Origin of the sequence: Leuconostoc citreum (assembly GCF_007954785.1) — a bacterium.
Classification (GTDB): Bacteria; Bacillota; Bacilli; order Lactobacillales; family Lactobacillaceae; genus Leuconostoc; species Leuconostoc citreum.
The window spans coordinates 403,525-425,237 of record NZ_CP042410.1; the positions used below are offsets into that span (position 1 = coordinate 403,525).

A 21,713-nucleotide genomic window follows, 5' to 3' on the forward strand; every position below is an offset into this window, starting at 1 on the left:
TCAAAAGCGTCCAGCTTAACATGATATACTATTAACTAACATCTGCTAATGTGACATGGGGTCTAGATAAAGGAAAAATATGCTAAAACCGGCAAATTTGCAAGCACTCGTCTCACAATTAAATCACAGTAACGCTGATGCGCGACAGTATTTAGCTAATCTAGGAAATACAACAATTAGGCAACAAGAGTTAGTGGGTATCGAAAAATTAGTTCATTTGTTACCAGTTGAAACGTCGGCATTCAAAGCGGTCTATGTTGGCTACAGTGTGCCCAAGCTGAGTAAGGAATTTGACCTACTGTTATTTGGTGCTAATAATCAAATCATCAACGTAGAATTAAAAAGCGATGCCCATTACGCTGTTGAAAAAGTCAGAAAACAACTGGTTAATCATAAATATTACCTGATGAATATGTCAGATAATCTATCCCTGTATACCTACAATTCTGATGCCAATCGGGTGTATACGTTGCAAGATGATGACACATTAGAGAGTGTGTCAACCACCGACAAAGAAGCATTGTCAAGCACAAAGTTTTATCAAGATATCATTGCTTGTCAGCCTATAACATTGCCAAGTATTGACCAAGCGTTTAACCCAGATCAATATTTAGTCTCGCCTTTAGCGCAGTTGACCACATTTTTAAGTGGGCAATATCATTTACCGCATCACCAGCAGCTGATTCAATCAAATATATTGGCGGTTAAACATTCAGGTATATTTGTCATGAATATTGCTTCTAGTACTGGGAAAAACTTGATGCTATATGACACGGTAAAGCTATTACAGACATCGTACCGTGTGTTAATTGTTCAAATCGGGTCATTGAATAGTGGACAAAGTTATTTGAGGAGAATCTATGGTTGGCAAATTTTACCTGAACGACAATTTTTCAAGAAAATTAAAAATAATCGTTTAGCCCATTTTGATGTGATTTTTATTGATGACGCGCAACGCCTTTCCGTCAAACACGCTAATCTTTTGGTGAAACATCAAGTTAATCAGCATTTACGTGTTTATTTGCTCGGGGATGTTAACCAAAAGGAACGTCAAAAATCACAGCGTGGTACATTTTTTGAAAGCATTAATCAACAACTGGTGGCCAATCAGGTCATCGAATTACAAGTATTAAACAAGTGAGGAGAGACAATTGAACAAAGTGAGTATAGTTTGGATCCGTCGCGATTTTAGAATCCAAGATAATTTAGCGCTTGCTGCGGCAACGGAGAACAGTGACAGCGTATTATTAGTATTCATCGTTGATCCAGAACAAATTGAAACTACGGCATCATTGAATCAAAGTGCTTTCTTTGCGAGTGCTAAAGCATTCCAAGCTAATTTAGAAAAAGAAAATATTCATTTACTGATTTTAAAAGGGACACCAGAATCACAATTTGAAAAATTAACAGCAGCTTTGCCAGAAATTTCTGATTTGTATTTTAACTTTGATGAGCGTGGCTATGGCAGGCAACGTGATCAACAAGTTGCACATCATTGTCAGACGACCTTAGGCCTCAAAACGCACGCCTACATTGATTATAATTTGCACAGTGCCAATGAAATAAAAAAAGCAGATGGCGCAGGTTATCAAATATTCACACCTTACTTTAAGCGCTGGATAACCTTACCAAAACCAACGCCAGTTAAAGTGAGTGTGACTAGCCTGCAAGAAAAACAAATGGCCAATATTGAACCACTACATTTGCATCAAGAGGGCTTATTAACAAGCTTAATTAACGAAAAACATGACAAACAATTAGTTGGACAAGTTGGTGAGGCAAAAGCGCTACAAACTTTGAAAGATTTTATTCAGTCACATCTGGCTGAGTATGATACGCAACGCGATTTGCCATTTTTGGATGCAACGAGTCACTTATCTCGTTACCTGAGGACAGGGGAAATAGCGATTAGAACGATTTATCAAGCTGTCATCAATGAGCCAGAGAGTGAAGGGCAGCAGACCTTCATTAAGGAACTGGCATGGCGTGATTATTATAATATGATTTATGCTATGAATCCGCAGCAAAACACACAGTCATTACGACCTGAATTTCAGAAAATTGCTTGGCGAAATAACCATAATGATTTTTTGTTATGGCAAACAGGGCAGACTGGTTTTCCAATTGTTGATGCAGCTATGCGACAACTTAACCAAACGGGCTGGATGCATAATCGGTTACGCATGATTGTTGCATCATTTTTGACGAAAGATCTACTGATTGATTGGCGTTGGGGTGAGCAATATTTCCATGATCAATTACTTGATTATGACCCTGCCAGCAACATTGGTGGTTGGCAATGGGCAGCCTCGACCGGGACAGATAGCGTACCGTATTTCCGAATCTTTAACCCAACACGACAATCACAAAAATTTGATCCAGATGGACAATTTATTAAACAATTTGTGCCAGAACTATCGCAAATCACCAATGATAAAATTCACGAGCCACAGTTGTTAACCGATTTAGAACAAAAAGAATTTCAAGTCACACTGGATAAAGATTATCCAAAACCTATGGTGACACATAAGCAGGCGAGATTACGTGCTATTGAAGCTTATGAGCAGAGTAAAGACACTGTAAAATAAGTATTTTTGTGACGGTTATTTTGTGATTTAGGGTTTTATTGCGTGATACAATGAAAGTAATATAGGCTAAGGAGATTGGGTTGATCATGAGTCGTATGTTACTAAACAGACCAAATAATATGTTATTGGATTGGCATTTGCTACTAGATGATACCAGCAAAAATAGGCTAATTAAGGATGCCGCATTAAATGAAAAAGCGCTTGTTGTTGGACGTGTTGGCCTGATTTTACTTTCTTGTGGTACTGGTGCTTGGCGTGTCAGAGAAGCTATGAACAGTATTGCAACCAATCTTGGCATTATCTGCGTTGCCGATGTTGGTTTTACTAGTATTAACTTGAGTTGCTTTGATAGCGCTCGAGAGGCCTACTCGCAAACTTATGTTTTATCGGGAACAGGTGTCAATACTGATAAATTAAGTACAATAGATAAATTTGTTAAGCGTTTTGGGCAACAATTAGAAACACTAACGGTTGCTGGCGTTCACGATCAATTAGAAACAATCAATAAAAAGACAGCTAATTATAACCCCGTCATCAATGGCTTGGCTGCTGCATTGGCTTGTTCATGTTTTATTTTTTTACTTGGTGGTGGCATCCCCGAAATGATTGGTAGTTTCATTGGCGCTGGTGTTGGTAATTTGGTTAAAAGTTTGATGACCAGAAAGCATTACTCCACGTTGATAAGTTTGGGAATTGCGGTAGCAGTCGCTGGTTTAGCGTATGTTGGAACGTTTCATCTCATGCGTATATTTATTGATTTACCGTTATCACATGAATCTGGTTATATTGGTGCGATGTTGTTTGTGATACCTGGTTTTCCTTTTATCACTAGTATGCTTGATATTTCTAAGTTAGACATGCGTTCTGGAATAGAACGTTTGAGCTACGCAACGATGATTACAGTGGTGAGTGCACTTGTGGGTTGGGTGATTGCCGCTTCAGCGAAATTCTATCCCGCCGATTTTGTGGTATTGCCACTAACGACAAATCAGATTATTATTTTACAGCTTATAGCTAGTTTTGGTGGCGTATTTGGTTTTTCAGTGATGTTCAATAGTCCAATTAACATTGCAATCACTGCTAGTTTGATTGGTGCTGTAGCCAATACAACGCGGTTAAGCCTGATTAGTTTGTATCACGTACAGCCAAGTTGGGCAGCCTTTATTGGGGCATTAATGGCGGGTGTCTTAGCTTCAATTGTCAATCATTATAAAGGTTACCCGCGAATTACCTTAACTGTGCCAGCAATTGTTATCATGGTACCTGGCTTGTACATTTATAAAGCAATCTACTATATTGGCTTTAATCAATTGGCGACAGGGCTACTATGGTTAAACAAGGCAATTTTGATTATATTATTTTTGCCGCTAGGATTGTTTGTTGCAAGAAGTTTATTAGATTATAAATGGCAACACTTTAATTGAGTTAAACAGCGAAAAATCACTAGAAAGCGCCCGATAAGTTGGCGCTTTTTTAGTGATTTGATTGCCTAGTGGCTGCACTTAAATAGCACTAAAATGTTAAAAATAGCAGTACAAATTTGAAGTGTGATATTATTGAGAGAGTTTAAGTGTACATGCTTTGCACACGGCAACACAATAAAAGGGAGTGGAGCAAAATTATCAGGTGATGTGTTCTCGTCAATGCGGGGCAGCATTTTTAGAGTTTGTTCGTTAAGTAGGCTATGCCAAGTAAATATGAAACTGTAAAAAAATATATATTAGATCAAATCGTCACGGGTGAGTTGCAAAAAGACCAAAAATTGCCGACTGAAAGTGAAATGATGGCAACGTTTTCTGTCAGTCGCTACACAATTCGACGCGCTATATCTGATTTAGAGAATGAAAATTATGTATACCGTATACAGGGTGGTGGATCCTTTGTGACTGATTGGCAAACACAGAGAACCCCGGATAAAATGCCCAGAGTTATCGGCATTTTGTCAACTCATGTTGCTTCTTATATTTTCCCTGCAATTATTGATGGTGCTGATCAAGTCATTAGTGATAGTGGTTTTTCACTCAGTTTGGCCAATACTCATAATCAACCTGCTAGGGAACGTACTGCGCTAATTAATTTAATGAGTCAAAATCTAGCGGGCTTAATCGTTGAACCGACTCAGAGCGCGATACCAACCCCAAATATTGATTTATATCAAAAATTACAGAAAATGGCAATTCCAATTGTTTTTATCAATGCTGGCTATCAAAATGTTGCCGATGTTTCTGTCATCAGTGATGATAGTGAGGCGATTTATCGGGCGACCAACTATCTGATTAGTAAGGGCCATCATCGCATTGTTGGTGTATTTCAAGTTGATGATCAGCAAGGTGTCAATCGATTAGATGGTTATATGAAAGCCTATCAAGCACACTCGGCATTATTAACTGACTGTATGCCGATGATGTATAAATCTGATGATGTTACCCAAGCATTACATCAAATTAATGAACTTGTTGTGCAATCACCGACAAAAAGACCAACCGCAATTATTGCGTACAATGATCAATTAGCTATTCGTATCATTGCAATGATTCATAATTTAGGCTTACGTGTGCCTGAAGATATTTCTGTGATGGGATTTGATGATTTCCAATTGTCACAGTATTTATCACCGCGGTTAACAACGATGACCCACGAAAAACAGAAAATGGGACAAGATGCAGCAAAGCTGTTGATTCAAAAAATTAATCATCACAAGGTTGCCTCAATTATCTACCGCCCAGAATTAATTGAACGTGATTCTGTCAAAGACTTAAGTGTTCACGATGATTAATTGTAAATAACTGTGTATTATGTTAAAAAAATAAATATAAGCTCATAAAAAAATAAAGTTTGGTGCCTTTCTGTGCATTAAGCTTTATTTTTTTATCTATTTATTTATCAGATGAAAATATATATGTTTGACTTATACGGACAAATATCTTATATTAACACTGTAAGCGTTTTCATTAATTGCTAAATTCTAGATAAATGGTGTTTTGATGAAAATAATTATTGAAACCACGCAAGAATAAGAGAGGATTTTCGAAATGTCAAATGTTAAAGAATACAAGTTTTGGTTTGTCACTGGCTCACAATTTTTATACGGACCAGAAGTACTGGAACAAGTCGCCGCAGATTCAAAGAAACTGGTTGCCGCGTTGAATGATTCTGGAAAATTACCTTATCCAGTTGAATTTAAAACAGTTGGTGTCACTGCTGAAAATATTATTGAAACAATGAAAGCAGCTAATTACGATGATTCTGTCGCCGGTATTATCACTTGGGCACATACTTTTTCACCTGCCAAGAATTGGATTAGAGGGACGCAACTACTTAACAAGCCATTACTACATTTAGCCACCCAAATGTTAGATAAAATCCCTTACGATACAATTGACTTTGATTATATGAATCTCAATCAATCTGCACATGGTGATCGTGAATATGCATTCATTAATGCACGACTTCGGTTGAACAATAAAATTATTTTTGGCCACTGGGGTGACCCAGCAATCCAAGAACAAATTGGCAAGTGGATGTCAGTGGCTGTGGCATACAATGAGAGTTTTAAAATTAAAATTGTTACATTCGCAGATAAGATGCGTAATGTTGCTGTGACTGACGGTGACAAAATTGAAGCCCAAATTAAACTGGGCTGGACTGTTGATTATTGGGGGGTTGGCGATTTAGTCGCTTATGTTGATGCAATAGATAGTCATACAATTGATGACCTTTATACAGCGTTACAGGATAAATATGACTTTGTCAGAGGTGACAATGACGCGGCAAAATATGAACATCATGTAAAATATCAGCTGCGTGAATACTTGGCCATTAAGCAATTTATGGATGAAAAGGGCTATTCAGGCTTTACAACAAACTTTGAAGATCTTGTCGGCCTAGAGCAATTACCAGGCTTAGCAGTGCAATTATTGATGGCTGATGGCTACGGTTTTGCCGGAGAAGGGGACTGGAAGACGGCAGCGTTGACACGACTACTTAAGATTGTTGGACATAATCAAGCAACAGCATTTATGGAAGATTACACATTGGATTTGCGTAAAGGTCACGAAGCAATCCTTGGTTCACACATGTTGGAGGTTGATCCGACAATTGCTTCCGACAAGCCACGTATTGAAGTACATCCGCTAGATATTGGTGGCAAAGCAGACCCAGCAAGATTGGTATTCACGGGTAGAACCGGAGATGCAGTTGATGTCACATTAGCTGACTATGGCGATGAATTTAAATTAATTAGTTATGATGTTACAGGAAATAAGCCGGAGGCAGAAACACCATATTTGCCAGTAGCAAAGCAACTATGGACGCCAAAAGCTGGTTTGAAAGCTGGCGCAGAGGGGTGGTTAACAGTTGGCGGTGGCCACCATACCACATTAAGTTTTGCTGTTGATTCAGAACAACTCCGTGATTTGGCAAACATGTTTGGTTTAACGTATGTAAATATTCAGTAACGGTGACTATGATGACAAATCAATCAACAAAAAAAATTTCAAGTACGTATATCTATTTCTTTGGTGCATTTGGTGGGATTCTCTTCGGCTATGACATCGGTGTCATGACAGGCGCGTTACCATTTTTACAACGAGACTGGCATTTGACAGACGCTGGTGTCATTGGTTGGATCACTTCTGCTCTCATGCTAGGTGCTATCGCTGGTGGTGCTTTAGCTGGACAATTATCAGATAAGCTCGGGCGTCGACGTATGATCTTAGCGTCATCATTTGTATTTGCGATTGGTGCCCTTATGGCTGGCTTATCACCTCACAACGGTGTTGCTTGGTTGTTAATCGCACGTGTATTGCTAGGTATAGCTGTTGGTGCCGCTTCCGCATTGGTACCTTCTTATATGTCAGAAATGGCACCAGCCAAAACAAGAGGCCGGTTATCTGGATTGAATCAATTAATGATTGTCTCAGGGATGCTACTATCTTACATTGTCGATTTCCTACTGCAAGAATTGCCACATGGGATGGCGTGGCGTTTAATGCTTGGGTTGGCTGCTGTGCCGGCAATAATTCTCTTTCTTGGCGTGTTGAAGTTGCCAGAATCACCACGTTTCTTAGTAAAAATAAATGATTTAGCTGCAGCAAGACATGTTTTGACCTTTATTAGGCGAGACAATGAAATTGAACCTGAATTAGTTGAGATACAAAGAACAGTGTCAATGGAATCGAGCGCACAGAAAAACGTCACCTTAGCGACACTTTTCTCGAGTAAGAATCGCTATCTTGTAACCGCTGGTATTGGTGTTGCAGCTTTCCAGCAGTTCATGGGTGCTAATGCCATTTTCTACTACATTCCATTAATTGTTGAAAAAGCAAGTGGGCAAGCAGCATCTAGCGCATTATTATGGCCAATCGTACAAGGTGTGATTTTAGTGCTAGGCGCTATTCTATACATGGTTATTGCTGATAAATTTAAGCGACGGACTTTGTTGATGATTGGTGGTACAGTGATGGCGCTATCATTTCTTATGCCAGCAGTACTAAATGCTTTGGTAGGCGAACATCATTTACCACCAATGCTGATTGTTGTTTTCTTATCAATATTTGTGGCTTTCTACTCTTTCACTTGGGCACCATTAACTTGGGTATTGGTTGGCGAAGTCTTTCCCTTAGCTATTCGTGGCCGAGCAAGTGGCCTAGCTTCTTCGTTTAATTGGCTTGGTTCATTTGCGGTTGGTTTGTTATTCCCAATCATGACGGCAATGATGCCTCAGGCATCCGTCTTTGCTATCTTTGGTGTCATCTCAATTATTGCGGTATTGTTCATTAAATTTGCGGTACCAGAAACGCATGGTAGAACATTAGAAGAAATTGAAGCACAAGGTACAAACCATTAAAAAAACATGTGTTTATCTGAAACAAAATAATGCGCTAATCAGATAAAGACTATCTGGTTAGCGTTTTCAAATGAAAAAGTTTAGGAGAATAACAGCATGACAGCACAACAAATACAAGAAAAAGCCATTGCAACCGGACAGGTGGCATTAGGCGTGGAATTTGGATCGACAACAATTAAAGCAGTATTGACTACTAACAGCGGACTAACGATTGCTTCAGGCAGTTATGATTGGACAAACAATTTTCAAAATGGTCTCTGGACGTATAGCCTGGATGATGTTTGGCTAGGTTTACAGAGTGCCTATCGACAACTGAAAGCACAAGTTGAATCAAAATATGGCTTGAAACTTAAAAAAATCAAAACAATGGGTTTTTCAGCTATGATGCACGGCTACTTAGCATTCGATAATCAAGACACACTACTAGTTCCATTTCGTACATGGCGCAATGCGACAACTGGTCGGGCATCACGCGAATTGACCAAGTTATTTGGCTTTAACGTGCCACAACGATGGAGCATTGCACATTTGTATCAAGCTATCTTAGATCAGGAGACGCATGTTAAAAATATTAGTTATTTCACAACACTTGCAGGATATGTTCATTGGCAATTAACCGGTGAAAAAGTTTTAGGTGTTGGCGATGCCTCAGGGATGTTTCCTATCGATGCAGACACTGGTAATTATAATCAAAATATGATTGATCAATTTTCTCATTTGAAAGCGGTCCAACAATATCAGTGGCAGATACAGGATATATTACCAGAACCGCGACATGCTGGTGATATGGCGGGTCATTTAACAGCAGCAGGCGCTAAAAAGTTAGACCCAACAGGCGATTTAATGGCAGGTGTCATTGTAGCACCACCAGAAGGCGATGCCGGGACGGGTATGGTAGCGACCAATAGTACGCAAGTACGAACAGGTAACATTTCAGTGGGAACATCTATTTTTTCAATGATTGTTTTAGAAAAAAGTTTAAAGCATGTTTATAGTAATATCGATATCGTCACTACGCCAACTGGCTTACCTGTTGCCATGGTTCACGCCAATAATTCTGCCTCTGATTTAAATGCTTGGTCCAAACTGTTTGCGGAATTTGCAGGGATGATTGGTCAGAATTTATCAAACGCGGCCTTGTATCAAACCCTGTTCAATGCTGCTTTGAATGATGCTGATGCTGATGTTGGTGGTTTAACTGGTTATGGCTACTATTCCGGTGAAAACATTACTGCAGTACCGGAAGGACGACCGCTATTAGTCAGACAACCAGACTCACATTTTACGGTTGGCAATCTTATGCGTTTACATATCTTTAGTGCATTCGGTGCGATTAAAATTGGCATGCGGATTTTAGCAGATGAAAACGTACTAACCGATAATATTGTGGCTCAAGGCGGTGTGTTTAAAACACCAATTGTGGCTCAAAAATTGTTAGCAGCAGCACTCAACACAAACATTACTGTGATGGCCAATGCTGGTGAAGGTGGGCCGTGGGGAATGGCTATTTTGGCACTTTATGCAGCCAATAAATTAGACGGTCAGACACTAGATGATTATTTATCAAAAAATATATTCGCTGAAACTAAAGCACAAACACTCGCGCCAGAACCACGTGATGTTGCAGGATTTGAAGAATTTATGACACGTTATATTGATGGCCTACAAATTGAGTTAACCGCCATTAAAGCATTGCCCAGTAATCAAATAAAGGAGTAAGCAGATGTTAGAAGCATTAAAGCAGCAAGTATATGAAGCAAATATGGCATTACCGCAGAATAATTTAGTGACATTAACTTGGGGCAATGTGTCTCAAATTGACAGAGAAAAAGGGTTGTTTGTCATTAAACCAAGTGGCGTGGATTATGATGCATTACGGCCAGAGGACATGGTCGTTGTTAATTTGGCAGGTGAAGTTGTCGAAGGAGAAATGAACCCATCGAGTGATACACCGACGCATGCTTTCCTATATCGGCATTGGCAACAATTAGGTGGCATTGTGCATACGCATTCTAAGTGGGCAGTTGCTTTTGCACAGGCAGGGATACCCATTCCTGCAGCAGGCACAACCCATGCTGATACTTTTTATGGTGATGTGCCTGTAGCAGATAGATTGACGAAAGAAGAAGTCGACGGTGATTATGAATTAAATACAGGCTACTCAATTGCGCGTGTTTTTGACCGCGAAAAAATTGATCCAATGGCATTACCAGGTGTTTTGACAAACGATCATGGACCCTTTACTTGGGGTGTAGATGCGCAAGATGCTGTTCATAATGCTATCGTACTCGATGTTGTGGCAGAAATGGATTATCACACGATGCAGCTCAACCCTTCGCAAGATTTACATGTGCCACAGTATCTTCTCGATCGCCATTATTTTAGGAAGCATGGTAAAGGTGCCTATTACGGCCAAAAGAACAGCAATAAGGTGTCATCAAAATAAGCAATTTAGGATACGAGATGTTAGGAGCGACCATAGTTACACATTACGGTGACGCATGACGACTATCTCTTCTGATTTACAGTATGGTAAAATCAAGGTAAAGCATTTTATACAATTGATACTTATAGTAAACGGAGGCACACAAGGTAGTCGTGTGAATAATAATATGAAAATAGCTATTGCAGGATTTGGTGCACTTGGGGCACGATTAGGTGTCATGCTCCAGGCTAGTGGCCATGAGGTTACCGGGATTGATGGTTGGCCGGCACATATTGCTGCTATTAATACAAAAGGTTTAACAGTCGTTAAAGATAATGATGCACCACAAAAGTATTTTGTACCAGTTATGCCGGCAAGTGAAGTGACAGGTACATTTGATTTAATTATTTTACTCACTAAAACACCACAACTAGACCGCATGTTAACAGATATTCAGCCTATTATAACGGATACTACAAAATTATTGGTATTATCAAACGGTTTGGGTAATATTGAAGTGATGGCAAAGCACGTGTCGCGCCATCAAATTTTGGCTGGCGTCACATTATGGACATCGTCACTAATAAAGCCAGGTGAAATACATGTTACTGGTAGTGGCTCTATTAAATTACAAGCAATTGGCGATGCTGATGTCCAAAGTATAGCGGATGCTTTGAATCAGGCTGGCTTAAACGCCGAAATTACCCCAGATGTGATGACAGCAATTTGGCATAAGGCAGGTATCAACGCGGTACTCAATCCTTTATCCGTGTTGTTAAATGCAAATATTGCTGAATTTGGCACAGCTGGCAATGCCATGGATCTAGCGTTGAATATTCTAGATGAGATGAAGCAAGTTGGTGCGTCACAAGGCATTAAAGTTGACGTTAGTGGTATTATGACGGACTTGAGTCAGTTACTTAAACCAGAAAATGCAGGTAATCATTTTCCGTCAATGTACCAAGATATTCAAAATGGTAAACATACTGAAATTGATTTCTTGAATGGTTACTTTGCCAAGATAGGACACGAATCTAGCATTCCGACCCCTTTCAATGCCTTAGTGACACGGTTAATTCATGCTAAGGAAGATATTGAACGTGTTAAATTAGCAAAACAGCAAGAAAACTTTGAAATTTGATTTCGATTATAGTATCATGAAGAGAAAATAATTTTTCTCTTTTTTATCATCTACAAGGAAGTAATGAATATGACAGATAATATTGAAACAGCAATTTTTGCGGGTGGATGTTTCTGGTGCATGGTCCAGCCATTTGATTCATTACCAGGCATTGAAAAAGTGCGCTCTGGATATACCGGTGGTCATACTGAAAATCCAACATATGAAGATGTTTTGTCGCATACCACTGGTCATACTGAAGCCGTAAAAATTTGGTTTGATCCAGCAATCATGAGTTATGAAGAATTGGTCTCAATTTATTGGGAACAAACAGATCCAACCGATGCCATGGGACAATTTCAAGACCGTGGTGATAATTATCGACCAGTGATTTATGTTGCTGACGAACAACAACGCCAGATCGCTGAAAAGTCCAAGGCAGCTTTGGCAGCCTCAGGTCGCTTTGATGAGCCGATTGTGACAACAATTGAATCAGCAAAACCTTTTTATGAGGCGGAAGAATATCACCAAGATTTCTATAAAAAAGATCCGAACCGAGAGGCGCTAGCGATGAGACAACGCGCTGCATTTCAAGCGGATAAATGGGGCAAGTAATCGACAGCCAAAGGCTGTTTTTTATTTTGTATTCTGATTGTGACGTTAAAAATTGGCGAGATATGGTAAAATGGATAAGTTATGGATGGTCTGTGATCGTCTAATTGATTAGGAGAATAAGTTTGATTATCCGGTCATTTACCGGGTCAAGCTGTCACAATAAAAATGCAACTTGAATTTTTAGGTACAGGTTCTGGGCAACCATCAAAATTTAGAAATGTTACCAGTATTGCTTTGCGTTTATTAGATGAGCGTAACGCAGTCTGGTTATTTGATGTTGGTGAAGCCACGCAACATCAAATTTTAAAAACCACCTTGCGTCCGCGCAAAGTTGAAAAAATCTTTATTTCTCATTTGCACGGAGACCATATTTTTGGGTTGCCGGGGTTCTTGAGTTCGCGTTCATTTCAGGGTGCAGATAAAAATGAACCATTAACCATCTACGGTCCAAAAGGTGTGAAAGAGTTTGTGCAAACAGTCCTCCGTGTCTCTGAAACACGTCTATCTTATCCGTTGGTTTTTGTCGAATTAACGGCAGGTGTTGTTTTTGATGATAAAACATTTCGTGTCATTGCGGCTAAAATGAAACATCGCATTGAAAGCTGGGGGTTTAGAGTCGAAGAAAAAGATCATCCTGGTGAACTTTTGGTCAATAAATTACGTGCAGAAAACATACCATCTGGTCCGATATTTGGACAACTTAAGGCAGGAAAACGTGTTAGTTTACCTGATGGTCGTATTTTAGATGGTCATGATTATGTTGGTCCAGCACAAAGGGGACGTGTTGTCACATTTATATTAGACACCCGCCCAAATGATAATATCGAGCTTCTAGCGCGACACGCAGATGTCTTAGTTCATGAAAGTACATATGGTGCCGGTGAAGATGAAGCAAAAATGGCTCGGGCACATGCCCATTCGACGAGTATTAACGCAGCTAATAATGCACGTCGAGCACAGGCCAATCAGTTGATATTAACACATCTATCAGCTCGATATATTGGTCCATTGCTTAAGAATTTGGTTTCAGATGTGCGCCATGTTTTCCCAAACACGATTGTTGCAAGAGACCTAGATGTGATAGATGTGCCACTCAAAAAAGAGATGTCGGTTTCAGACCCACACAAAGTATAAAGAAGGTTACAATGAGTCAGAGTAATTGGCGCTTGATGCCACAACCACCAGAAAAGGCGGTTAGACAACTTACGTCACAATTAAATATTAATCAATTAACGGCTACGATTGTTGCGCAAAAAGGCTATACGACGCCAGAGGCTGCCTTTGGTTATCTGCAGCCGACCATTACGCAGTTACATGATCCCATGTTGCTACATGACATGGATAAAGCATTTGAACGCTTAACGGAAGCAGCTTTTGGTGGCGAAAAGATTGTTGTTTATGGTGATTATGACTTAGATGGTGTCACGAGCACGGCTGTCATGGTTGAAGCTTTAGAAGTATTGGGTGCCGATGTAACGGTCTACATTCCAAATCGTTTTACTGATGGTTACGGACCTAATTTTGCAGCATATCAACGTTTAATTGCAGAGGGTGCTCAGGTAATTGTGACAGTTGATAACGGTGTAAGTGGTCATGAGGCTGTTGCTATGGCAATGCGTGCCGGTGTCGATGTTATCATAACAGATCATCATGAATTAGCCCCAACATTGCCGGAAGCTTACGCAATTGTGCATCCAAGACATCCTGACGGACATTATCCATTTGCTGACTTATCTGGCGTTGGTGTTGCTTTCAAGCTGGCGCAAGCGTTGTTGACTGATGCGCAGCCAGTGACAGAAAAGAGTGAGTTACCAACAGAGTTATTAGACTTAGTGGCATTGGGTGAAATTGCCGATATGGTATCGCTAACCGATGAAAATCGTACACTTGTTTCTTGGGGGTTAAAACAAATCAGTGATAGCCCACGTCCAGGCATTGCTGCTTTGTTAAAAAATGCTGGCCAGGTAGCGAATCAGCCAATTAATTCGGAAACAGTATCTTTTAAAATTGCACCACGCTTGAATGCGGTCGGTCGGTTAGGCGACGCAAAACTTGCCTTAGATTTATTAGTATCACAAGATGACGACACAGCTGTTAATTTGGCCACCCAAGTCGAAGCCATTAACGCACAAAGACAAGAAATTGTTGAAGAAGTGTTTGGCGCCGCTAAGCAAATTGCATTATCAGATAAGTACCACGACGATCAAGTTTTGGTTATTGCTGGTGAAAATTGGCATCAAGGTATCTTGGGTATTGTTGCCAGCCGGTTGGTTGAGTTAATGCACAAGCCAGTCATTGTTCTAAGCCAAGTTGATGGGGTTTATAAAGGTTCTGGTCGATCGTATGGCAATTTTGATTTGTACACTTTAATGGGACAATATCGCGATCTCTATGAGACATTTGGTGGTCATGCTAGTGCACTTGGATTAGCAATTACACCAGCTCATTTGACATCATTACAAAATCAAATCAAACAGCTTCAGCCACTTAACATTGCTGAAAAAGAAGTAAATGTTAATATGATGTTAAGTGCTGAAACAATGACCACAGCGTCTTATGATGCATTGACACTTTTAGAACCCTTTGGAACCGATAACCCGCAACCGGTCTTTGGTGTGCAAGAACCAAAGATTGCCAAAGCAGCAACTATGGGCACAACAAACCAGCATATTAAATTAACACTGGCTAATCATGTTGAAGCTGTTGGCTTTAATCATCCTGAATGGGCAAGTGTTGTTGCCCATCCGCAAAATATTTCGTTTGCGGCGACGTTAGGCATGAATTATTTTCGCGGTCAAAAAAAATTGCAATTATTGTTAGCTGATATGACTATGCCACAAGTCACGGATAACAATACTCACAAAAAATTCTTTGCCGATGTTTACAAGTTCATCTACGCTAATCAAGACTTGAATTTTGCACAAAACTTGGATAAAATAGCAAAGCAGCTACAAATTACTAAAACTGACCTGAATATCATGGTGCAAGTATTTATCGAACTTGGATTTGTCCATGTTGTGGACGGTGGTTTTGTAAAAGTAGTCCCAAATGCGCCGCAAAAGGCATTAACGATGTCAACCACTTATCTTAAATTTTTGGCTAACCGTTAATGATAAAATAGAAAGTATGAGTATGGCCTAAAGAGGTATCGTACGAGTGTTTAACAGTTCATTAACACATACTCAGAGAGAAAAAATGACAGTAGATTTGTATAATTATGTAGCAACCGTTGAAAATTTTCCAGAACCAGGTGTTAATTTTCGCGATATTTCACCGTTGATGGGGGATGGCGTTGCCTATAAGCAAGCAGTAGATGCCATTGCTGATTTTGCAAAAGATTTAAACGTCGACTTAATTGCTGGGCCTGAATCGCGTGGCTTCATTGTTGGTTCACCACTAGCTTATGCTTTAAATATCGGCTTTGTGCCAGCGCGTAAAGGTGGTAAATTACCACGAGCAGCCGTGAGTGCAGCGTATTCTTTAGAATATGGTGGTGAAAATGTTTTGGAAATTCATCAAGATGCGATTAAACCAGGACAACGTGTCCTAATCGTTGATGATTTGCTAGCAACGGGTGGCACAATTAACGCTACTCGCGAAATTATTGAAAAATTAGGTGGCATTGTTGCAGGGGTTGCCTTTATTATTGAGCTAACAGATTTGCATGGTCGTGAAAAAATTATGCAAAATGGGCGTGAAGTACCATTTCTAACACTCATGACATATTAAAAAATAGGGTAAGAACACTTAAGTGTTCTTACCCTATTTAACTAGGAAAATACGGTCATCAATAGTATCAAAAGAGTGATGGTTTGCATTGAGTTCGGGTACTTTTGTTAACTGAGCTGTTTGCCAAAATGCCATAGAATTGGTATGTTTAAATGGTTCACCAATGAGAATGAAGTCACCAGTAAAATGAGTTGCTCGAAGATAATTTAAGATTTTTACATCTGTTTGTGCTGTGTCGGGCGCCCAGCTCATAATAACGACATCGTATGATATGTTCTGTAAGGCTATTTCAGCATCTAGTGGTATAATTTGAGTCCAAGGATCGGCTATTTCGATATCTTGTTCTTGCCATTGAAAGGTGTCTGTGGCTGTAACCAGCTCATTGCCCAGTGCCCGTAGGCCATAGGTAATGAGACCGTTGCCTGCCATGATTTCCAGTACGCGGCGGCCAGCAATAAAATGATTGAGGTCAGCCAACCACTTCAGATTAGGCAAATACCATACGCCAAACTGCGTAATCAACCATTGCCTAAAATTAGATAATAAATCATCTAATGGCATTAAGCTAGGATTTTTCAATATTTGTTTTTCTGTAAAACTGAGCTTTGGTAGTTGCTTTTGCGGTAGTTTGTGAACTGCCAAACGCTGTAATACGTCTTTGGCAGCTTGAATTTTGAATTGTGCTAATCGGTCATCGGAGAGGCTTTTTTCGTAATCACTTAATGCCTCGAAAAAGGTTGTGTCCATCATCGTTTAATTTAAATTGATAAGTGTTGACGTAAAATGTCTGGTGCTAATGACTTGGCACAATGTGGCGCGAAAGTCGCAATTAGGTTGTCAATTGATAAGTTAGTTAATAGTTGTGTATCGATTGCTGTCGGGTCATCGATGGCAATACAAGGATCAGCTTTGGATAGCATTTGTTTTGCCAAATCCTGATCTTCTAATACGGCCTGAAATGTTTCTGTGGCCTCGCGGTTAACCAAAAAATCATCAACATTTAGACGTGCTGTTTCCGCTATATCAGTGACTAATGCCAGTGAATAAGCTTGACTTGTTAGGGCATGCTGTAAATTAATTAAAAAACGGCGCGCTTTTTTGTTGCCTTCAACTTGAGCTGCCTTATAGTCCATAGCAATATGACAACTTTTTTGATCGTTATTGTCCGTAGTGCTGTCGCGCAAGTAACTTGGCGTTAGCTTTGCCACAAGGTGATGATCTAAGAGTGGAATAAAGCGCAGATGAACACGCTCAGATAAGTCGTAGCTGAGTTGTAATAGCCGTTCCTCAGTTTTTAAACAATCCGTGGAAAGCGGATTAGAAAAATGATAAATGTCAAGCATGATAGACCTCCGAGATAGCCGATTATAAATATAGGGTTCCTTATCCAAAACCATATTTTACCTGTAAATGATTGTCTTGTCGACTGATAAGCTCAAAACCAAACAAGATGTGTGTTAAAATGGAGTTTGTAAACTAAACGAACAATCATGCTGCGCTATATTGCATACAGATATAGCGCAGCATAACTATGTGAATAAAGATGGGGCGGATGAGCAAGTAAGCATCCGTTTAGAAAGAGGTGTCGTCATGGAATGGGAACGTTTTTTTGTTCCGTATCAACAGGCGGTAACAGAGCTGAAAGTTAAGTTACGTGGTTTACGTGACCAGTACGAAAAAGAGGGGAAAAACTCTCCGATTGAATTCGTGACAGGTCGAGTAAAATCAAAGTCATCCATTGAAGAAAAAATAGTACGGCGTCATCTAGAGGAATCGCGTTTAGCATTAGATTTGCAAGACATTGCTGGGGTACGTATTATGACGAAGTACGTAGAGGATGTTTACACTGTTGTTGAATTGTTACGTGATCGCACAGATTTCCAGATTCTTGAGGAGCGTGATTATGTCATGAATGCCAAGCCTTCTGGATATCGTTCGTACCATATTGTAATTGAATACCCCGTACAAATGTATGGCGGGGAAAAGAAAGTATTAGCTGAGATACAAGTACGTACAATCGCTATGAATGTTTGGGCTACGATTGAGCATGATTTACGTTACAAGCATGGCGATGAGTTACCAGCTGAAATGGCAGAACAACTGACTATTTTGGCAGAAGAAAACTTCGAATGGGATCAAAGAGTCAGTGAGATTCGGGCGACAGAATGAAGATAGCAATTTTTAATAATGATGCTAAAAATTCACAGATGATTACGCAATCGTTAGTTGCTTCACTTGAGAAAAATGGGCTAACCATTGATAATCAGCATCCAGATATTGTCATTACTGTTGGGGGTGATGGCACGTTGCTGGGTGCTTTTCAGCATTACGTCGATCAGATTGATACAATCCGTTTTGTTGGCTTACATACAGGCCATCTGGGATTTTATACCGATTGGTTGAGCACCGAGCTTGCCAATCTGGTGAGCAGCTTAACGCATGACAATGGTCAGCGTGTAAGCTATCCCTTGTTAGACATGACGGTTGTTCATGAAAGCGGTGAGCAGTATCATTTTTTGGCGCTTAATGAAGCCGCAATTAAGCAACCGGTCGGTACATTAGTTGCTGATATATACTTAGGTGGTCAATTATTCGAACGCTTTAGGGGTGATGGCATTGCCGTTGCTACGCCGACCGGCTCAACAGCTTACAATAAAGCTAATGGTGGCGCTGTATTACATCCAAAATTATCAGCAATCCAAATGTCAGAGATTGCTTCGATTAATAATCGTGTGTTTAGGACATTGGGGTCGCCATTAGTCGTTCCCAAAGGTGAAGAAATTATCGTCAAGCCAAAAAGTAATCATTTTTTGGTGATGTATGATCAATCTGAAATCAAAGGCCGACATATTAATGAGCTGCGTTTTCGTGTCGCTGATAAACAAGTGCATTTTGCGGCATATCGACATGTCGATTTTTGGCAACGTGTCCATCGGGCGTTTATTAATGATATTGAGTCATAACAATATTTTATATTTATTGAGAGGAATATATGCACAAAACGGCTTTGTTTTGCTGCATTTACATAGTTAGTCATGCAATTTACTTGGACATATTCAGGCACAGAACAACGAAAGGTGAGAACATTTTTACAAGCGCATGGGGTCTCACATCGTATGTTTAGCCAAATGAAGCATAATGGTGGTGCCATTTTAAAAAATGGGCAACAGGTTTATACCTCGGATTATTTAGATCATGGGGATCAAGTGACGATAGTCATGCCAACTGAAAAAGGAAACGATTTAGTTGTGCCTGATTATCGACCACTCGATATTATTTTTGAAAATGAGCATTGGTTAGTTGTTGATAAACCATATGGGGTAACAACTGTACCTGGCCACGCTGACCGTCTACATACACTGGTTAATCAAGTGAAAGGTCACTTGGAAGAGATTAATGCCGAAGATTTAGTGCCTCACGTGGTGACAAGACTAGATAGAGATACATCTGGTATTGTGCTATTGGCTAAACATCGCTTTGCGCACGCTGTTTTGGATCAACAATTACAGGATCACACAGTAGAAAAATTTTACTTAGCTTATCCCAGTGGTATTCTTACTGAAGATCATGGTGACATTAATGCTCCGATTGGGCGTGTAGAAGGCGATTTTATTAAACGAGAAGTTCGTGATGATGGCAAACCTTCACGTACCGAATATTGGATCGAGCGCCGTTATGATGAAAATGGCGAGCAGCCAATGACGCGTGTGAAAGTGCAATTACATACGGGGCGCACACATCAAATCCGTGTCCATTTTAAAAACATTGGCCACCCATTGGTTGGCGATGATTTATACGGCGGACCATTGTGGCATGGCTTAAAAAGACAAGCATTACATGCTTATCACATGCGTTTTTACGACCCATTCATTGAGGATTACCGTGAATTTAATACAAAGTTACCAGAGGATTTAAAAGGGTTGCGTGATTTGATTTAAACGATAATAAGCATAATAGCAGGAGGTGTACGGTTAATATGGCTGAGCAAATTGAAGAATTAAACCAGACAATTCAGCACCTTTCAGACTTGATTCAGTCTGGACAAGACAATACATTTATCGATAGTTTTGAAGCACTACATGAGTATGAAATGGCACAAGCGTATGCTGGTTTGCCAGAACAATTTCGTAGTGTTGCCTGGCGGTTACTTTCTGATGATATCCTAGCCAGCGTTTTTGACAATCTGGATGTTGATGAGGTTGACATCGTTGCGTTACTGAAAGAAATGCCACCAAGACGCGGTGCTCGTATTTTGCAAGAAATGTACGCCGATAATGCGGCCGACGTGTTACAAGAAATGCCACCGCGGCTAGTTGCAACCTATCTTAGTCTGATGCCAAAATCAGAAGCCGATGAAGTGCGCCAACTCATTAATTATGATGAGCAAACTGCCGGTTCGTTAATGTCGACAGAATATTTAGCTGTTGAAGAAAATTTACATGTTGACGATGTGATGCATTTGGTTAAAAAGCAAGCACTGGAAGCGGAATCAATTAGTTATGTTTACGTGCTCGATAAGCAAGAACATTTGATGGGTGTTATTTCTTTACGAGATTTGCTGACCCATGCTGATGATTTACCAGTGATTAATATTACCAATGAGCGTATCATTAGTGTTAAAGCTGGTGATGATCAGGCAGATGTTGCACAAATTGTGGCTAATTATAACTTCCTTTCTATTCCTGTTACCGATGATAATAATCGTTTGTTAGGTGTTATTACAGTTGATGATATTGTTGATGTTATTGACGAAGAGGCCGTCGAAGATTACTCTGGTTTGGCGGCCGTTAACGTCAGTCAAATTAACGATACGCCTTGGCACTCTGCTGTTAAGCGTATTCCTTGGCTAATTGCATTATTGTTATTAGGTATGACAACCGCAACTTTAATTAGCTCTTACGATGGCTTAGTGAGGCGTGCTTCAATCTTAGCTGCTTTTATTTCTTTAATTACTGGAACAGCTGGAAATGCTGGGACACAAGCCTTAGCCTTAGCGGTGCGTCGTATTGCCGTGGGAAGTGATAAAAATGGCTTAAGAGATTTCTTTAGCGAAGTTATTGCTGGTATTTTGGTGGGTATCGCTACTGGTTTGTCAGTGTTTATAGTGGTCGCGCTATGGAAACAAAATGTTGTCTTAGGCTTTGCTGTAGGATTAGCAATGACAATTGCTATTATTGTTGCCAATCTAGCAGGTTATCTCATTCCTGTTGTAATTGATAAAATTGGCTTTGACCCAGCAGTGGCGAGTGGGCCTTTTATCACCACATTATCCGATTTAACCTCTGTGCTAATTTACTTTAATGTCGCACAACTGTTTATTACACATTTCATTGGTGGTTAGGGTTACAATGATTACCTTTTGCTAATTTTTTGAGAAGTCGTTTAATT

The 21,713-nt window shown here is 39.9% G+C and carries 19 protein-coding genes; 17 read left to right on the forward strand and 2 right to left on the reverse strand.

Translation table 11 applies throughout. The features are described 5' to 3' along the window. The first annotated feature begins 79 nt into the window (after positions 1-79). The 13 genes from FGL72_RS01940 (at position 80) to FGL72_RS02000 (ending at position 16,325) form a co-directional block, all read left to right on the forward strand. Positions 80-1,141, forward strand: coding sequence for an aspartate aminotransferase (locus FGL72_RS01940; RefSeq protein WP_146992460.1), 1,062 nt, complete (start codon positions 80-82; stop codon positions 1,139-1,141). Between the two features lie 10 nt (positions 1,142-1,151). Then, positions 1,152-2,588, forward strand: a complete 1,437-nt coding sequence (locus tag FGL72_RS01945) for a cryptochrome/photolyase family protein (protein ID WP_146992462.1) — start codon at positions 1,152-1,154, stop codon at positions 2,586-2,588. A gap of 86 nt (positions 2,589-2,674) precedes the next feature. Further along, positions 2,675-4,012 (forward strand): threonine/serine exporter family protein, encoded by a 1,338-nt coding sequence (locus FGL72_RS01950; protein WP_004903296.1) that lies wholly within the window; start codon positions 2,675-2,677, stop codon positions 4,010-4,012. 260 nt (positions 4,013-4,272) lie between these two features. Next, positions 4,273-5,364 carry a GntR family transcriptional regulator gene (locus FGL72_RS01955; RefSeq protein ID WP_146992464.1) on the forward strand — a complete coding sequence of 364 codons (1,092 nt, stop codon included), beginning with the start codon at positions 4,273-4,275 and terminating at the stop codon, positions 5,362-5,364. A 256-nt stretch (positions 5,365-5,620) separates the two neighbouring features. Continuing rightward, a complete protein-coding gene (gene araA, locus FGL72_RS01960; protein WP_146992466.1) occupies positions 5,621-7,045 on the forward strand; it encodes an L-arabinose isomerase in 1,425 nt (474 codons plus the stop codon). Between the two features lie 11 nt (positions 7,046-7,056). Beyond that, positions 7,057-8,436 (forward strand): sugar porter family MFS transporter, encoded by a 1,380-nt coding sequence (locus FGL72_RS01965; protein ID WP_146992957.1) that lies wholly within the window; start codon positions 7,057-7,059, stop codon positions 8,434-8,436. A gap of 96 nt (positions 8,437-8,532) precedes the next feature. After that, positions 8,533-10,155 carry a xylulokinase gene (locus FGL72_RS01970; RefSeq protein ID WP_146992469.1) on the forward strand — a complete coding sequence of 541 codons (1,623 nt, stop codon included), beginning with the start codon at positions 8,533-8,535 and terminating at the stop codon, positions 10,153-10,155. Positions 10,156-10,159: 4 nt separating this feature from the next. Continuing rightward, positions 10,160-10,882, forward strand: coding sequence for an L-ribulose-5-phosphate 4-epimerase (locus tag FGL72_RS01975; RefSeq protein ID WP_146992471.1), 723 nt, complete (start codon positions 10,160-10,162; stop codon positions 10,880-10,882). 166 nt (positions 10,883-11,048) lie between these two features. Beyond that, on the forward strand, positions 11,049-12,002 hold the full coding sequence (locus FGL72_RS01980) for a ketopantoate reductase family protein (protein ID WP_146992960.1): 954 nt from the start codon (positions 11,049-11,051) through the stop codon (positions 12,000-12,002). Positions 12,003-12,071: 69 nt separating this feature from the next. Beyond that, positions 12,072-12,596 (forward strand): peptide-methionine (S)-S-oxide reductase MsrA, encoded by a 525-nt coding sequence (msrA, locus tag FGL72_RS01985; RefSeq protein WP_004903281.1) that lies wholly within the window; start codon positions 12,072-12,074, stop codon positions 12,594-12,596. A gap of 165 nt (positions 12,597-12,761) precedes the next feature. Then, positions 12,762-13,730: a ribonuclease Z gene (gene rnz / locus FGL72_RS01990; RefSeq protein WP_146992474.1), complete on the forward strand. Its 969-nt coding sequence runs from the start codon at positions 12,762-12,764 to the stop codon at positions 13,728-13,730. 11 nt (positions 13,731-13,741) lie between these two features. Next, a complete protein-coding gene (gene recJ, locus FGL72_RS01995) occupies positions 13,742-15,706 on the forward strand; it encodes a single-stranded-DNA-specific exonuclease RecJ (protein ID WP_146992476.1) in 1,965 nt (654 codons plus the stop codon). An 85-nt stretch (positions 15,707-15,791) separates the two neighbouring features. Next, entirely contained in the window at positions 15,792-16,325 is a 534-nt protein-coding gene (locus FGL72_RS02000; RefSeq protein ID WP_004903276.1) for an adenine phosphoribosyltransferase, read from the forward strand. Between the two features lie 33 nt (positions 16,326-16,358). Here the strand turns inward: FGL72_RS02000 and FGL72_RS02005 are convergent, their stop codons facing one another. Together FGL72_RS02005 and FGL72_RS02010 are read right to left on the reverse strand one after the other, a co-directional pair. Further along, on the reverse strand, positions 16,359-17,075 hold the full coding sequence (locus FGL72_RS02005; RefSeq protein WP_004907880.1) for a hypothetical protein: 717 nt from the start codon (positions 17,073-17,075) through the stop codon (positions 16,359-16,361). Positions 17,076-17,083: 8 nt separating this feature from the next. After that, positions 17,084-17,668 (reverse strand): DsbA family protein, encoded by a 585-nt coding sequence (locus FGL72_RS02010; RefSeq protein ID WP_146992478.1) that lies wholly within the window; start codon positions 17,666-17,668, stop codon positions 17,084-17,086. Positions 17,669-17,915: 247 nt separating this feature from the next. On the opposite strand from FGL72_RS02010, the gene FGL72_RS02015 reads away from it, so the two are divergent. From FGL72_RS02015 to mgtE, 4 genes are all read left to right on the forward strand, one after another. Beyond that, on the forward strand, positions 17,916-18,494 hold the full coding sequence (locus FGL72_RS02015; RefSeq protein ID WP_004903269.1) for a GTP pyrophosphokinase: 579 nt from the start codon (positions 17,916-17,918) through the stop codon (positions 18,492-18,494). Next, on the forward strand, positions 18,491-19,288 hold the full coding sequence (locus FGL72_RS02020) for an NAD kinase (RefSeq protein ID WP_004905897.1): 798 nt from the start codon (positions 18,491-18,493) through the stop codon (positions 19,286-19,288). Before FGL72_RS02015 ends, FGL72_RS02020 begins: the two co-directional genes overlap by 4 nt. Positions 19,289-19,360: 72 nt before the next feature. Next, a complete protein-coding gene (locus tag FGL72_RS02025) occupies positions 19,361-20,263 on the forward strand; it encodes an RluA family pseudouridine synthase (RefSeq protein ID WP_146992480.1) in 903 nt (300 codons plus the stop codon). 38 nt (positions 20,264-20,301) lie between these two features. Continuing rightward, positions 20,302-21,666, forward strand: a complete 1,365-nt coding sequence (mgtE, locus tag FGL72_RS02030; protein ID WP_004903261.1) for a magnesium transporter — start codon at positions 20,302-20,304, stop codon at positions 21,664-21,666. Positions 21,667-21,713 lie beyond the last annotated feature (47 nt).

Coding starts and splice junctions, on each gene's coding strand:
- FGL72_RS01975 (WP_146992471.1), top strand. CDS start 10,160: ATGTTAGAAGCATTAAAGCAGCAAGTATATGAAGCAAATATGGCATTA.
- FGL72_RS02015 (WP_004903269.1), top strand. CDS start 17,916: ATGGAATGGGAACGTTTTTTTGTTCCGTATCAACAGGCGGTAACAGAG.
- FGL72_RS02025 (WP_146992480.1), top strand. CDS start 19,361: ATGCAATTTACTTGGACATATTCAGGCACAGAACAACGAAAGGTGAGA.
- FGL72_RS01950 (WP_004903296.1), top strand. CDS start 2,675: ATGAGTCGTATGTTACTAAACAGACCAAATAATATGTTATTGGATTGG.
- msrA (WP_004903281.1), top strand. CDS start 12,072: ATGACAGATAATATTGAAACAGCAATTTTTGCGGGTGGATGTTTCTGG.
- araA (WP_146992466.1), top strand. CDS start 5,621: ATGTCAAATGTTAAAGAATACAAGTTTTGGTTTGTCACTGGCTCACAA.
- FGL72_RS02020 (WP_004905897.1), top strand. CDS start 18,491: ATGAAGATAGCAATTTTTAATAATGATGCTAAAAATTCACAGATGATT.
- recJ (WP_146992476.1), top strand. CDS start 13,742: ATGAGTCAGAGTAATTGGCGCTTGATGCCACAACCACCAGAAAAGGCG.
- rnz (WP_146992474.1), top strand. CDS start 12,762: ATGCAACTTGAATTTTTAGGTACAGGTTCTGGGCAACCATCAAAATTT.
- FGL72_RS01965 (WP_146992957.1), top strand. CDS start 7,057: ATGACAAATCAATCAACAAAAAAAATTTCAAGTACGTATATCTATTTC.
- FGL72_RS02000 (WP_004903276.1), top strand. CDS start 15,792: ATGACAGTAGATTTGTATAATTATGTAGCAACCGTTGAAAATTTTCCA.
- FGL72_RS01970 (WP_146992469.1), top strand. CDS start 8,533: ATGACAGCACAACAAATACAAGAAAAAGCCATTGCAACCGGACAGGTG.
- FGL72_RS02010 (WP_146992478.1), bottom strand. CDS start 17,668: ATGCTTGACATTTATCATTTTTCTAATCCGCTTTCCACGGATTGTTTA.
- FGL72_RS01940 (WP_146992460.1), top strand. CDS start 80: ATGCTAAAACCGGCAAATTTGCAAGCACTCGTCTCACAATTAAATCAC.
- mgtE (WP_004903261.1), top strand. CDS start 20,302: ATGGCTGAGCAAATTGAAGAATTAAACCAGACAATTCAGCACCTTTCA.
- FGL72_RS01955 (WP_146992464.1), top strand. CDS start 4,273: ATGCCAAGTAAATATGAAACTGTAAAAAAATATATATTAGATCAAATC.
- FGL72_RS01980 (WP_146992960.1), top strand. CDS start 11,049: ATGAAAATAGCTATTGCAGGATTTGGTGCACTTGGGGCACGATTAGGT.
- FGL72_RS02005 (WP_004907880.1), bottom strand. CDS start 17,075: ATGATGGACACAACCTTTTTCGAGGCATTAAGTGATTACGAAAAAAGC.